Source organism: Paenibacillus sp. D51F, from assembly GCF_053345695.1.
Window position 1 is genome coordinate 13327 of the sequence record NZ_JBKFAO010000010.1, and the last position, 13688, is coordinate 27014.

The 13688-nt window shown below is 59.3% G+C and carries 11 protein-coding genes; 1 reads left to right on the forward strand and 10 read right to left on the reverse strand.

Annotated elements, in window-relative coordinates; genetic code table 11:
- Positions 1 to 13: 13 nt before the first annotated feature.
- On the reverse strand, positions 14 to 433 hold the full coding sequence (gene cymR, locus ACLBWT_RS17520) for a cysteine metabolism transcriptional regulator CymR (protein ID WP_048745159.1): 420 nt from the start codon (positions 431 to 433) through the stop codon (positions 14 to 16).
- A gap of 391 nt (positions 434 to 824) precedes the next feature.
- Between cymR and mnmA the strand changes: the two genes are divergently transcribed.
- Positions 825 to 1961 (forward strand): tRNA 2-thiouridine(34) synthase MnmA, encoded by a 1137-nt coding sequence (gene mnmA / locus ACLBWT_RS17525; protein WP_447664424.1) that lies wholly within the window; start codon positions 825 to 827, stop codon positions 1959 to 1961.
- 77 nt (positions 1962 to 2038) lie between these two features.
- Here mnmA and ACLBWT_RS17530 read toward each other — a convergent pair whose 3' ends face one another.
- The 9 genes from ACLBWT_RS17530 to dtd all read right to left on the reverse strand — a co-directional run bounded on the left by ACLBWT_RS17530 (position 2039) and on the right by dtd (position 13676).
- A complete protein-coding gene (locus ACLBWT_RS17530; RefSeq protein WP_447664425.1) occupies positions 2039 to 3427 on the reverse strand; it encodes a hemolysin family protein in 1389 nt (462 codons plus the stop codon).
- Between the two features lie 298 nt (positions 3428 to 3725).
- Positions 3726 to 5081 carry an Nramp family divalent metal transporter gene (locus ACLBWT_RS17535; protein WP_447664426.1) on the reverse strand — a complete coding sequence of 452 codons (1356 nt, stop codon included), beginning with the start codon at positions 5079 to 5081 and terminating at the stop codon, positions 3726 to 3728.
- Positions 5082 to 5494: 413 nt separating this feature from the next.
- Positions 5495 to 6802 carry a replication-associated recombination protein A gene (locus ACLBWT_RS17540; RefSeq protein ID WP_447664427.1) on the reverse strand — a complete coding sequence of 436 codons (1308 nt, stop codon included), beginning with the start codon at positions 6800 to 6802 and terminating at the stop codon, positions 5495 to 5497.
- A 355-nt stretch (positions 6803 to 7157) separates the two neighbouring features.
- Positions 7158 to 8201 (reverse strand): adenosine deaminase, encoded by a 1044-nt coding sequence (add, locus tag ACLBWT_RS17545; protein ID WP_447664428.1) that lies wholly within the window; start codon positions 8199 to 8201, stop codon positions 7158 to 7160.
- Positions 8202 to 8398: 197 nt separating this feature from the next.
- Complete coding sequence (locus ACLBWT_RS17550) at positions 8399 to 9154, reverse strand: tRNA threonylcarbamoyladenosine dehydratase (RefSeq protein ID WP_447664429.1); 756 nt, start codon at positions 9152 to 9154, stop codon at positions 8399 to 8401.
- A 106-nt stretch (positions 9155 to 9260) separates the two neighbouring features.
- On the reverse strand, positions 9261 to 11081 hold the full coding sequence (aspS, locus tag ACLBWT_RS17555) for an aspartate--tRNA ligase (protein WP_447664430.1): 1821 nt from the start codon (positions 11079 to 11081) through the stop codon (positions 9261 to 9263).
- 59 nt (positions 11082 to 11140) lie between these two features.
- On the reverse strand, positions 11141 to 12388 hold the full coding sequence (gene hisS, locus ACLBWT_RS17560) for a histidine--tRNA ligase (protein ID WP_447664431.1): 1248 nt from the start codon (positions 12386 to 12388) through the stop codon (positions 11141 to 11143).
- 568 nt (positions 12389 to 12956) lie between these two features.
- Positions 12957 to 13127, reverse strand: a complete 171-nt coding sequence (locus ACLBWT_RS17565) for a hypothetical protein (protein ID WP_447664432.1) — start codon at positions 13125 to 13127, stop codon at positions 12957 to 12959.
- Between the two features lie 105 nt (positions 13128 to 13232).
- On the reverse strand, positions 13233 to 13676 hold the full coding sequence (gene dtd, locus ACLBWT_RS17570) for a D-aminoacyl-tRNA deacylase (protein ID WP_447664433.1): 444 nt from the start codon (positions 13674 to 13676) through the stop codon (positions 13233 to 13235).
- Between the last annotated feature and the right edge of the window lie 12 nt (positions 13677 to 13688).

A 13688-nucleotide genomic window follows, 5' to 3' on the forward strand; every position in this document is an offset into this window, starting at 1 on the left:
GCACCTCTCCCGGTCAGATATAGAACATATAGCTGTCGTTCTCGCTCTTCTCCGTATACTGGATCAGATCCTGGAGCGTTGTGGAATCCAGCACCTCCGCGATGCTGTCGCGGATGCGCAGCCACAGGTTGCGCTTGGCCGGATCGTCCTCCTCGGTGAAGTCGACAGGCGAGATCGGGCCCTCCAGGATGCGGATGACGTCGCCTGCGGTGATCGTCTCGGGATCCTTGGAGAGAATATAGCCGCCGTAGGCTCCGCGGATGCTCTTGACCAGGCCGGCGTTGCGCAGCGGCGCGATCAGCTGCTCCAGATAATGCTCGGAGAGGGAGTTCTTCTCCGCGATGCTCTTCAAAGAAATAGGACCTTCGCCGAATTTGGCGGCGAGCTCCATCATAATCGTCAAGCCGTAACGGCCTTTGGTTGAAATTTTCAAGGCTGCACCTCTTTCCCTGTTTGACAGATGTTGAAGACTAACCTTCGAGGCTGGATGGCCGTTCCGATAACGGTGAAGCCCGGAAAATCCGGCCTCCAAGGCGATTTTGCCAGAAAAAAAGCTTCGATAGCATAGCCTTCTCCACGGCCTCCGGCCTCTTGATCTCTATTCTGCAGGTTCATAGCTGCGTTGATTAATTCAAGGTATTCCCATTTCCCTGCTATGTTAACATATTCCACCCCATTCGTCCGCTAAAATACGCGCAGAATGCATGATAAGCGGGCAGGAAATATGCTACAATGGGCTTTACGCTCCCCTTGCCCTGAGTGGATGGAACACAAGTTGTCAGATTAGCAGGGAAAGAGCAAGATTGTCAAGGTGGTGGAGATAAATGGCAGCTCAAACGGGAGCACGCGTCGTCGTCGGCATGTCCGGAGGAGTCGACTCCTCGGTTACGGCTCTGCTGCTCAAGCAGCAGGGATACGACGTCATCGGCATCTTCATGAAAAACTGGGACGAGACGGACGAGAACGGCGTCTGCAGCGCGGACGAGGATGCCGAGGACGTGCGGAAGGTCTGCGAGCAGATCGGAATCCCTTATTATACGGTGAACTTTGAACGCCAATATTACGACAAGGTGTTCAGCTATTTCCTGGACGAGTATCGCCGGGGCCGCACGCCCAATCCGGATGTGATGTGCAACCGCGAGATCAAGTTCGGCGAATTCCTGGCCAAGGCCAAATCGCTCGGCGCGGATTATCTCGCGACGGGCCATTACGCCCGCGTCGAGCGCGACGGCAGCGGCGTCACCCGCCTGCTGCGGGGAGTGGATTCCAACAAGGACCAGACCTACTTCCTGCATCAGCTGAGCCAGGAGCAGCTGGCATCGGCGATGTTCCCGATCGGCGACCTGCCGAAGCCGGAAGTCCGCCGCATCGCCGAGGAGCACGGCCTCGCGACCGCCCGCAAAAAGGACAGCACCGGCGTCTGCTTCATCGGCGAACGGAACTTCAAGCAGTTCCTGAGCGGCTATCTTCCGGCGCAGCCCGGACCGATGGTCGACCTGCGCAGCGGCGAAACCAAAGGACGCCACGACGGGCTCATGTACTACACGCTGGGACAGCGCCAAGGCCTCGGCATCGGCGGATCCGGCAACGGCGAGCCCTGGTTCGTCGCCGACAAGGATCTTGAATCCAATATCCTGTACGTCGTTCAGGGCGAGTCGCATCCCCGCCTCTATTCCTCCTCGCTTACCGCGAGCGGCATCAACTGGATCGCGCCCGAGCTGCCGGCCGGCGAGATCCGCTGCGCCGCCAAATTCCGCTATCGCCAGAGCGACCAAGGCGTGACGCTGAGGCTGTCGGCCGACGGAACGGCGGAGGTCGTCTTCGACCAGCCGCAGAAGGCGGTCACTCCAGGCCAAGCCGTCGTGTTCTATGACGGCGACATCTGCCTCGGCGGAGGAACGATCGACAAGGTGCATCTCGTCCGCGAGGCGGATTATCCGGAAGGCCTTGCCGTCCGCTGATCCGCCGTCTCCAAAAAAAGCCCCGCAGCGCCGATTTTTCGGCGCTGCGGGGCTTTTTCGCCTTCCTGAAGTCTCGTTCAGGAAGGCCAGGACAATCCGGCACCCGGCTCGGCGCCTGCAGCTGTCTGGCGCTTCGCGGCAACCGCCTCTTCTTCCGCTCCTGCGGGCCTCAGCAGCCGAAGAGCCACTCTTGAAATGCGCAAATGATCGGTTTCCTCGATGACGAATTCAGCCTCATCCGACATGGCGACGGTCTGTCCCCGCGTCGGCGGAATCTCGATCCGGGAATAGAGCCAGCCGCCGAGCGTATCGTAATCCTCCGAATCCAGCTCCAGCCCGAAGCGAGCGGCGACCTCGCCGAGCTGCATGAGCCCGCTGAGCGAATAGGCGGCCTCCCCCGTCTGCTCGACATCGGGCCTCTCCTCGTCGAATTCATCCTGGATCTCTCCGACGATCTCCTCCATGATGTCCTCCAGCGTCACAAGGCCGGAAGTGCCTCCATACTCGTCGATCAATATCGCGATCTGGGTTCTGCGCTTCTGCATCAGCTTCAGCAGCGAGCTGATCTGCATCGATTCCGGAACCGTCGTCATCGGCCTCAGGATCTGCCTAAGATCATGGAGGTCGGGACCCGCCTTGAGCAGGTCCTTGATATGGACGAATCCGATGATGTTGTCCTTGTCCCCGTCGCAGACGGGATACCTGGTATGCATCTGCTCCAGGGCGATGTCCCTGTTCTCGGCGAAGGGGGCTTGGATCGAGAGGCAGATCATTTCCGTGCGGGGGATCATGATCTCATGGGCATGCGTGTCCGCAAAATCGAAGATGTTGTCGACCAGAGTCAGCTCGGTGTTGTCGATCAGCCCGCTTTTGTGGCTTTCCTTCATCAGAATTCGGATCTCTTCCTCCGTATGGGCGGATTCATGCTCCGAAGCAGGCTCGATTCCGATCCACTTCAGCAGCAGGTTCGCCATGCCGTTCAGCGCCCAGATAAAGGGATACATGATCCGATGGAAAAGGACGAGCGGAGCGGCCGTCATCAGCGTCACCTGCTCCGCCTTGCGGATGGCGATCGTCTTGGGAGCCAGCTCGCCGAGGACGATATGCAGCAGCGTGATCAAGGTGAAGGCGATGATGAAGGAGACGGTGTTCAAGGCGAGGCCGTCAATTCCGAAGCGGGAAAAAAGCGGCTCCAGCAGGCGGGCGACAGCAGGCTCCCCGATCCACCCGAGACCGAGGGAGGCAAGCGTGATGCCGAGCTGGCAAGCCGAGAGGAAGGCATCGAGATTGTCCGTCAAGCGCATCGCAAATCGGGCTCTGCCGTTGCCCTCCGAGACGAGGGAGCCGATCCGGCTGCCGCGGACTTTCACCATGGCGAATTCGGCCGCCACGAAAAAACCGTTCAGGAAAACCAATATAAGAACCAGTACAATGCTTAGACTCAGCGGTAACGGGTCGTCACTCACTCATTTGCCTGTCTCCCGGCGCCGATGTTCGGCAAGCTCAAGGACAGGCGCACCTCCCCGGCATCAAATCTATTATGAAGTACTGTAGTCCATGACGGCATTCCCGGTCAAACCGCCTGCGGCTCACGATAAGTCCGTTATCGGCGGCATGAGGATGATTTGCCTGATTATTTCCATTACTATGGCTCTCAGCAGCCCCATATGACAGTTGATGCCCATTCAGGACAAGCAGGGAGGGAAAAAAAGGACTCTTCACCCGTTGCCCGGCGAAGAGTCCTGCCCATCCTTCAATCATCGGTTAAATCCAGCTGTAGACAGTTGCGCCGAGCAGATACAGATTGAGCACGGCGATCAAGCAGGCGCAAGTCCACGCCAGAGCTTTGGTCGCCGGCTTGTTGGCGAACTCGCCCATCTTCTTGCGATCTCCCGTGAACAGCACGAGCGGGAATACGGCAAAGCTCAATTGGAAGCTGAGCACCACCTGGCTGAAAATGAGCAGGTCGGTCGTCCCTTTCTCCCCGTACATGGCGGTCACGATGACGGCAGGCACGACTGCGATCAGACGGGTGATGAGCCGTCGCAGCCACGCTTTCATGCGGATGTTCAGAAATCCTTCCATGACGATCTGTCCGGCCAGCGTTCCCGTCAAGGTCGAGTTCTGCCCGGCCGCCAGCAGCGCGACGCCGAACAGGATGCTGGCGATCGCCCCGCCCATGAGAGGCGTGAGCAGATGGTACGCATCGCCGATATCCGCGATATCGGTATGGCCGGAAGTATGGAATACAGCTCCGGCTACGATCAGGATCGCCGCATTGATGAACAGCGCCAGAAAGAGGGCGATCGTCGAGTCCAAGGTAGCGAAGCGGATCGCTTCGCGCTTGCCGAGCGGAGTCTGTTCGAATTTCCTCGTCTGGACGATGGAAGAATGCAGATACAGATTATGCGGCATGACGGTAGCTCCCAGGATGCCGATCGCGATGTAGAGCATGGCCGGGTTGGAGACGATTTCCGCCCGGGGGATGAAGCCCTTCATGACATCGGCCATGACCGGCTGCGCCCAGAGCAGCTCGATCAGGAAGCAGAGGCCGATCGTGCCGATCAGCGTAATGACAAGCGCCTCCATGTAGCGGAAGCCTTTGTTCTGCAGCATCAGGACGATGATGACGTCGAATGCCGTCAGGATGACGCCCCACAGGAGCGGCATGCCGAATAGAAGATTGAGGGCGATGGCGGTGCCGATCAGCTCCGCCAGGTCGCAAGCCGCGATCGCCAGCTCGCACAGCACCCACAGCATGACGGATACAGGCTTGCTGTAATGGTCGCGGCACGCCTGCGCCAAATCCCTGCCGGTGACGATGCCGAGCTTGCCGGCCAGCGCCTGCAGCAGGATCGCGATGAGATTGGACAGCAGGACGACCGACAGCAGCGTATAGCCGAACAGCGAGCCTCCGGCCAGGTCCGTCGCCCAGTTGCCGGGATCCATATATCCGACTGCAACCAGATAACCCGGTCCCATAAAGGCGAGCAGCTTCCGGAACCATCCGCCCTTCGTCGGAACGCTCAGGGAGCCGTTCACTTCTGCGAGCGAAGGCCTGCCAGATGCGCGGTTCCAGCCTTTATCCCGGGAAGGGATCAGGGCGCTTTCCTCATTCATGATGTCTCTCCTCCTAAACTTGTATCTATCCATATATGTTGACTCAGGGAAACTTTTGAGGCAAAAAAAAGAGCCATTCGATCTTATTCCTGTTTTACTTGTATATGAACCCAACTCCGCAAATGTTCCTATGCTTAAATCTTAGCACTAACCTTTTTAATTGAATAGCCCTTTTTTTCCGTTTCGAAACACCAGGAACAAAAAAGGAAAGACCGGAATTCCCGGTCTCTCCTTTTCCGTTCCTTTCGCTCTGACTTTTCCGGCTCGGATGGCGTTCACCGAGTCCCTGCTTGCCGAAGCGTATCGACGGCCGCAGCCACTATCCTGGTCGAATGAAATCGGACCCTCGGCGGCCGCCTTTGGAGGCTGTCTGAACATGGTCCGCATGTAGGAGCCGTCCAATCGGACCGTCTCTATTTATGACGCCTTTCCTGGTTCTGGCGGATCTTGTCCTCCATGCCCTGGCGGGTCGCTTCATACACGGACGAACCGGCCAGCCGATCCGGGTAATACTGCTGCACGACGTAGTGGCCTGGGAAATCATGCGGGTATTTGTACCCTTCGTGGCCGAGCTTCTCGGCGCCCTTGTAGTGGGTATCCCTCAAGTGCATCGGCACGTCCGCCGTCCCTACCGCTTCGATCTTCTGTGTCGCTCTGGATATCGCCATGGCGGCAGCGTTGGACTTGGGGCTCTCGACGGCAAAAAGAATCGCTTGCGCCACATTGTACTTGGCTTCTGGCCAGCCGATCTTGTGATAGGCGTCCATGCTCGTCACGGCCTGCACCATCGCCTGCGGATTCGCAAGTCCGATATCCTCGCTGCAAGCGACGATCAGCCTGCGGATGAACACCATCGGGTCCATCCCGAGCTTCTCAACCGCGTACAGAAACCAGAACAAGGCCGCATCGCTCGATCCCCGGATGCTTTTGTGAAAGGCCGACAGCACGTCGTATTGTGTCGATTCATCCGCTTGGACGGCCCGGCTGCGGATCGATTCCTGGGCGACCTCCAGCGTGACCACGACCGTGCCGTCCGGCTCCGACGGGGTCGTCACGGCCGCCAGCTCAAGGGCGTTGAGCGCGCGGCGGATATCTCCTCCCGCCATGCCTGCGATATGCTCGAGAGCTTCCTGCCGCACATCCAGCTTCATGAATCCGAGCCCGCGCTCCTTGTCCGCGATCGCCCGGGACATCGCCTCCAGCGCATGCCTGCTCTCCAGCGCGTGGAGACGGAACAGCGTCGAGCGGGACAGCAAGGCGCCGTTGACGGAATGAAACGGATTTTCGGTCGTAGCCCCGATGAAGATGATGATTCCCTGCTCGACCGCCGGAAGCAGCGCATCCTGGCGGGAAGAGTTGAAGCGATGCACCTCGTCGAGAAAGAGGATCGTCTTGCGCCCGTAAAGGGACTTGGCGCTCTTCGCCCGCTCGATGACGTCCCGAACATCCTTGACCGACGCTTCGACGGCATTGAGCTTCACGAACTCCCCCTCGGTACGGTTGGAGATGATGCTCGCCAGCGTCGTTTTGCCGCTGCCCGGAGGGCCGAACAGGAGCAGCGAGCTGACCTGGTCGCCTTCGATCGCGCGCCTCAGCAGCGTTCCCGGGCCGACGACATCCTCTTGGCCGATATACTCGTCCAGCGTCCGCGGACGCATGCGGTCCGCAAGCAGCCGCGCCCGCGGCTGCTCCTTCTCTTCTTTATAATCAAATAAGTCCATCTCGCAACATCCCCTGTACTATGCTGGGCTGAGGGATATCCGGGAAGGCAGCAACCGGTTCCCGGACAGCCGGATTCCTTTAAAAAAAGTGTATCACAGCTGCCGATAGGGCACAAACGTTCGCTACGAATCCACCATGCTTGAGCCGATATGGGAGCCGGCCGTCTCCCCTCGGCATTTGCGGAGAAGCCGGGAATTTCGCTGCCCGGCCCATCTGCCGGACTTCTCTGCTCCATGAAAAAAAGGACAGACACGATGTCTGCCCCTGCCGGTCGGGAATTGCCGTCCCCCCGCCATAAGATGATCAAGCCCATTCAGTTCTTGAAGTCTTCGGATGGCTCTGTCCGGCAAATCCTCAGGCTTCCGCCGCCAGCCCAAGCTCGGACCATTCGCGCTCGAACAGCTCCCGCAGCTGGCGCTTCCGGTCCTCGTCGACGAAAGCCGCATTGATGGCATGGGCTGCGACCTTGCGGATATCCCCGGCGGAGAATCGGAACCTGCGGGTCAGATTCTCGTACTCCCGCGTCTGGTTCGTTCCCGACACCGTCGGGTTATCCGTATTGACCGTCACCAGCAGGCCGCTGTCCAGGTAGCTGCGGATCGGATGCGCCTCCATGCAGGATACCGCCTTCGTCTGCACGTTGCTGATGACGCACAGCTCGAGGGGAATTCCCTTGACACGGATGAGCTCCGTCACCTCGGCATCCTCCTGCAGCCTGACCCCGTGCCCGATCCGGCGCGCCCGCAGCTTCTCGACGGCGCAGCGGATGCTGCATGCCCCAGACGCCTCGCCGGCATGGATCGTGATCGGCAGTCTGAGCCTGTCAGCCAGCTCGAACACTTCCGCATGCAGCTCGTTCGGATAGCCGGCCTCGTCTCCCGCCAAATCGACGCCGACGACCCCGTCTCCATGATAGCGCGCTGCTGCCCTCACGATCTCCTCGTTGTCCATCTGGCCATGATGCCTCATGCAGATCAGAATCATGCGCACGCAGTGGCCGTATTTCTGCTCAGCGGCGCGGAGGCCGGAGCGTACAGACTCGATGACCTCCTCGACCGTCAGCCCCCGGCGGGTATGCAGATGCGGCGCGAAGCGCACTTCCAGATAGCGGACGTTTTCCAGAGCCGCATCCTCGGCTGCCTCGAACGCGATGCGCGACAGCGAAGATGCTGACTGCATCAGCAGCAGCGGGAGCTCGAACCGCTCCAAATATTCCATCAGGCTGCTGCAGGAAGGCGGAGCGGTCATGCGGTCCGTCAAATCCCGCAAATCGCGGCAGCTCAGCTCGATTCCTTCCTCCTCGGCGATTTCGGCGGCTGTTGCCGGTCTGACGCTTCCGTCGAGATGGCAATGCAATTCGATTTTCGGCAAACGCCTCATCAGATTCATCGTGACCATGATATGCACCATCCCGTTGATGTTAATTAGAAATGATGGTATCCAATTTGAAGCTTCATGTCAATATATATTACACAAAATAGGCTATTTCCACTAAATATATGCCCTATACATAACTTTAAATGTAAGATTTTAAATAGCTAAACCTAAAAACGGCCTCTAATCGAGAGCCGTCTTTGTCCATTGAATAGGAAAGCTTACAGCGTTATTCCGGATTTAGCGAGCAATTCCCGCACGGCGACGCTGACCATGATCAGTCCCGCTACCGGCGGCACGAATGCATTGCTTGCAGGCGGCTGCTGGGCTTTGCGGATTTCCGGAGCGTTGTCCGGCACGATCCGCTGGGTGACGTCCTCGCGCGGCTTTTTAGGCTCTTCCGACGAGAAGACGACCTGGACCCCTTTCTTCACGCCTTCGCGGCGCAGCTTCTGGCGGACGACGCGCGCGACGGGGTCTGTATGTGTTTTGGAAATATCCGTAACCTGGAACTTGGTCGGGTCGACCTTGTTCGCAGCTCCCATGCTGGAGATGATCGGAATATTCCGCTCCAGGCACTGCTTGATGAGGTGGACCTTATAGGAAATCGTGTCGGATGCGTCGAGCACATAATCGAGCGGGTATTCGAACAGCTTCTCGTACGTCTCCTCGGTATAGAACATCCTCAGGCTGATGACATCGCACTCGGGGTTGATCAGCTTGATGCGGTCCCGCATCAGATCCGCCTTTGGTTCGCCGACCGTCGTCGTCAAGGCATGGATCTGCCGGTTGATATTGGTGATGTCCACGACATCCTTGTCGATCAGGATGATCCGGCCGACGCCGGTACGGGCCAGAGCCTCGGCCGCGATCGAGCCGACGCCGCCGATGCCGAGCACGGCGACGGTGCTCCGCTTCATGGCTTCGATGCCTTCAGGCCCGAAGGCAAGCTCCGTTCGGGAAAATTGATTGAGCATGGGCATTTCCTCCTTTATCCTCTTCGTTACCCTTTCAGGCAGGGCAAAACCGCACCGGTTCCGGTGCGGCCTGCTTCCATGCCTGTAATTTGCAGAGAGCTCTCGACTACGATTGAACGGCCGGGGCCGGGGCTGGCGCTACTCCCTGAGCCGGCTTCGAGCCCGCTTTCGCAACCGTGCGGATATGCAGCTGCTGAAGCTGGGCGATATCCACCGGAGACGGAGCCGCCGTCAGCAGGTCGGTCGCGCTCGCCGTTTTCGGGAAGGCGATCGTCTCGCGCAGGTTGGTGCGGCCGGCCAGCAGCATGATCAAGCGGTCCAGGCCGAAAGCGATGCCGCCATGCGGAGGCGTGCCGTATTCAAAAGCGTCAAGCAGGAAGCCGAACTGTTCATGCGCTTGCTCCATGCTGAAGCCGAGCGCCGTGAACATCTTCTCCTGGATATCCCGCTTGTAGATCCGCATCGAGCCGCCGCCGACTTCGTATCCGTTGAGCACCAGATCGTAGGCTTGAGCGCGGATCGCTCCAGGATCCGTATCGAACAGATGCAGATCCTCATCCTTCGGACGGGTGAACGGATGATGCTCGGCGACATAACGCTTCGCTTCCTCATCCCAGCCGAGCAGCGGGAAGTCCACGACCCAGGCGAACTTGAAGACGGAATCGTCGATCAGGTTCAGCTGGCGTCCGACCTTCAGTCTCAGGTTGCCGAGAACGTCGGCAACGATCTTCTTCTTGTCGGCGGAGAACATCAGCAGATCGCCTTCTGCAACGCCGAGACGCTCGGTCAGAGCCTGGATCTCCTCCGGCTTGAGGAATTTCACGATCGGACCGCGCCATTCGCCTTCCTTCACTGTAATCCAGGCAAGCCCCTTGCCGCCGTAGCGGGCCGCGAACGGCTGCAGGTCGTCAAGCTCCTTGCGGCTCCATCCTGCGCAGCCTTTGGCGTTCAGCACTCGCACGACGCCGCCGGAAGCAGCCACGCTCGCGAATACCTTCACGTCGCTGCCCTTCACGATGTCCGTGATATCTTCGATTTCCAGACCGAAGCGCAGATCCGGCTTGTCGGAGCCGTATTTGTCCATGGCATCCGCATAGGTGATGCGCTGGAACGGCGCTGTTATGTCGGCGCCTACCGTTTCCTTGAACAAGCGCTGAGCCAGCTTCTCCATCATCGCGAGCAGCTGGTCCTGTGCCAGGAAGGAAGTCTCGATGTCGACCTGGGTGAATTCCGGCTGGCGGTCGGCGCGAAGATCCTCATCGCGGAAGCAGCGCGCGATCTGGTAGTAGCGCTCTACGCCGCCGACCATGAGCAGCTGCTTGAAGAGCTGCGGCGATTGCGGCAGAGCGTAGAACTCCTCCGGATGCACGCGGCTCGGCACGAGATAATCGCGTGCTCCCTCCGGCGTGCTCTTGGTGAGGATCGGCGTTTCCACTTCGACGAATTCCTCTCCGTCGAGGAAGTCGCGGAAGATTTTGGACGCCTTGGAACGGAGGAGCAGCGTGCGCTGCATTTCCGGACGGCGCAGGTCCAGGTAACGGTACTTCAGGCGGAGAGGCTCGTCGACCTCGATGCCGTCCTCGATCGGAAACGGCGGCGTTTTGGCGGTATTGAGAATCTCGATCTCGGTGATGCGGACCTCGATCTCGCCGGTGGCCAGATTCGGATTGCGAGTTTCCGCGTCGCGCTCAACGACGGTTCCTTTCACAGCGAGCACGTACTCGCTGCGCGCGCGGTCGGCGATGCCGAGCGCGTCGCCCGAATAAGCCGGATTGAAGACGATCTGCACGATGCCCGTGCGGTCGCGCAGGTCGATGAACAGCACGCCGCCGAGGTCGCGACGGCGCTGCACCCATCCTTTCAGTTCAACGGTTTTGCCTACGTCGGCTTTGGTCAGCCGTCCGCATTGATAAGCTTGTTCGCTCATTTCTGTCACTCCTTCGGATGGTTGGCACGGGTGGTCAATACTTGGATTCCGAATGCGGATCAGCCTTTGATTTCGGAAGCCAGGCTTGCGAGAGGAACCATGCGCTGCTCGCCGGTATCCATCTCCTTGAGGGAAATCTGGCCGGCTGCCAGCTCGTCGTCGCCCAGGATCGCCGTATAACGCGCGGCGTAACGGTCGGCCGACTTCATCTGCGCCTTCATCTTGCGTCCCTGATAATCGCGCTCCGCGGACAAGCCGGCTTTGCGAAGCAGCTGAAGCTGCTTGGCCGTCTCGCGCTCCGCCGCTTCGCCGAGAGCGACCAGATACACGTCGATGCGCGGCTTGGCCGCCTCGCCTCCCTGCTGGTGCTCCAGAATCATGACGGTGCGCTCGATGCCGAGGCCGAATCCGACGCCGGGCTGGTCCGGCCCGCCGATTTCGCCGACGAGGCCGTTGTAGCGGCCTCCGCCGCCGATCGTGTCGATGGCGCCGATTCCCTCCGCCTTGAACTCGAAGGCGGTATTCGTGTAATAATCAAGTCCGCGGACGAGCCGGGAGTTGATGTCATACGGGATGTCCATATCGCTCAGATGCTGCTTCACCTTCTCGAAATGCTGACTGCTGGCTTCGTCCAGGCTGTCCAGAATCGACGGTGCGCCTTCGAAGTGATGCTGGTCATGCTTGCAGTCCAGCACCCGCAGCGGATTGCGGTCCATGCGGGACTGGCAGTCCTTGCACAGAACGCTGCGCTTGGGCTCCAGGAACTCCAGCAGCTTGCCGCGGAACGCCGCGCGCACCTCGGGCGTCCCGACCGAGTTGATCTCCACGCGCACGTCTCTCAGGCCGACCTCCGTATAGAAGGTATATCCGAGCGCGATGATCTCCGCATCGAGCGCCGGATCGACCGACCCGAGCGCTTCCACGCCGAATTGGTGGAACTGGCGGTAGCGTCCGGCCTGCTGGCGCTCATAGCGGAACATCGGTCCGACGTAATACAGCTTCGTCAGATCAGGCTCGCCGTAGAGCTTGTTTTCGACATAGGCGCGCACGACGCCGGCGGTTCCTTCCGGACGCAGCGTCAGGCTGCGCCCGCCGCGGTCCTCGAACGTGTACATTTCCTTCTCGACAATGTCCGTCGTCTCCCCGACGCCGCGCCGGAACAAGTCCGTCGACTCGAACATCGGCGTGCGGATTTCACGGAAGTTGAATCTGCGGCATATTTCCCTCGCCTTGCTTTCGACGAACTGCCATCTCTCGACTTGTCCGGGCAGCAGATCCTGCGTGCCCGGCATTTTTTGAAATCCCATAACCGCCCCTCCTTGCTTTGGCTCAGCATCATCGCATCCCAACCTATCTTCATCGACAAAAAAAGCTCTCGTCCGCTGACGACCCCATAAGGTCGTCAGGGACGAGAGCTCGATCTCCCGTGGTGCCACCCTGATTCCGGATATAAGGCCCAAGGCCGGTCCATCCGCTTCAAAGAACGGTTAACGCCCGTCACACGCATGCCGTCTACGCAAAGGCTGCGCCGTCATGCGCTCAAAAGCCTTCTTCGCCGGATGTTCTCCGGGATGTCATTCCTCCCGCCACCATAAGGACGCTTGCAGCCGTAACGGCGTCCCTCTCTGAATACGTGCGCGCAGAGTACTTCTTCCCATCATCAAAGGTTGGTTTCAATTGAGATTCATTCTAACGCTGTAAAGGGATCAAGTCAAGCCGCTCTCTCCGTCGGAACAAAAAAAAGAGCCCGGCAAGCGGGCTCTGAAGTCTTGCCATATTAAAAAGGGGGTCGAGATCAAGTATAGCCCGGCTGTGTTAAGCGATGATGTTGCCCAGATTACAATTGGATGACAAATGCTCTGCCGGCATGAAAGGTCAGCTTTCCTCCCGATCATCCTTTTTGGGCGCCGCTCCGCCCCCTGCCCAATCTTCCGCGAACTCCAGGTCTTCCTCCAGATCATCCAGCAGCAGCGCTTCCCGCCTGTCCGCTTGCAGGATCCGGCTGGAAGCGCGGCTTAGCATCTGCATTTTGCGTCCCTGCCGCATGGCGGCCACTTCCTTTCTCTCCGTCAAATCGCTTATGAAGCGTCTGTCGAGGTGTCCGGTAAGTAGTGTTGCCCCATAACGGCTTCGTTAGTCCGGAATCAGGGATTATTCCCGGCTGTCCAATAGGAGCGTGACCGGTCCGTCGTTGACGAGGGATACATCCATCATAGCCCCGAAACGGCCCGTCTCCACCTGGAGCCCGAGCGCTTGCAGCGCTCCATTGAACGCTTCGTAGAGCGGCTCCGCATGCTCCGGCCGGGCTGCGGACATGAAGTTGGGACGCCGTCCCTTGCGGCAATCGCCGTATAGGGTGAACTGGGACACCGAAAGCAAGGCGCCGCCCGCGTCGAGCACGCTCAGGTTCATCTTCCCGTCCCCGTCCTCGAAAATGCGCAGGTTCGCGATTTTATCGGCCATCCAGGAAATGTCCGCCTCGCTGTCCTCATGGGCAAATCCGACAAGCAGCATGAGTCCCTGCCCGATGCTGCCGACGACAGCTCCCCCGACGGAGACCGATGCGCTGGAGCAGCGCTGAACTACGACTTTCACGATGAGCCACCG

Coding starts and splice junctions, on each gene's coding strand:
- mnmA (WP_447664424.1), top strand. CDS start 825: ATGGCAGCTCAAACGGGAGCACGCGTCGTCGTCGGCATGTCCGGAGGA.
- ACLBWT_RS17535 (WP_447664426.1), bottom strand. CDS start 5,081: ATGAATGAGGAAAGCGCCCTGATCCCTTCCCGGGATAAAGGCTGGAAC.
- ACLBWT_RS17540 (WP_447664427.1), bottom strand. CDS start 6,802: ATGGACTTATTTGATTATAAAGAAGAGAAGGAGCAGCCGCGGGCGCGG.
- add (WP_447664428.1), bottom strand. CDS start 8,201: ATGGTCACGATGAATCTGATGAGGCGTTTGCCGAAAATCGAATTGCAT.
- ACLBWT_RS17550 (WP_447664429.1), bottom strand. CDS start 9,154: ATGCTCAATCAATTTTCCCGAACGGAGCTTGCCTTCGGGCCTGAAGGC.
- aspS (WP_447664430.1), bottom strand. CDS start 11,081: ATGAGCGAACAAGCTTATCAATGCGGACGGCTGACCAAAGCCGACGTA.
- hisS (WP_447664431.1), bottom strand. CDS start 12,388: ATGGGATTTCAAAAAATGCCGGGCACGCAGGATCTGCTGCCCGGACAA.
- ACLBWT_RS17565 (WP_447664432.1), bottom strand. CDS start 13,127: ATGCGGCAGGGACGCAAAATGCAGATGCTAAGCCGCGCTTCCAGCCGG.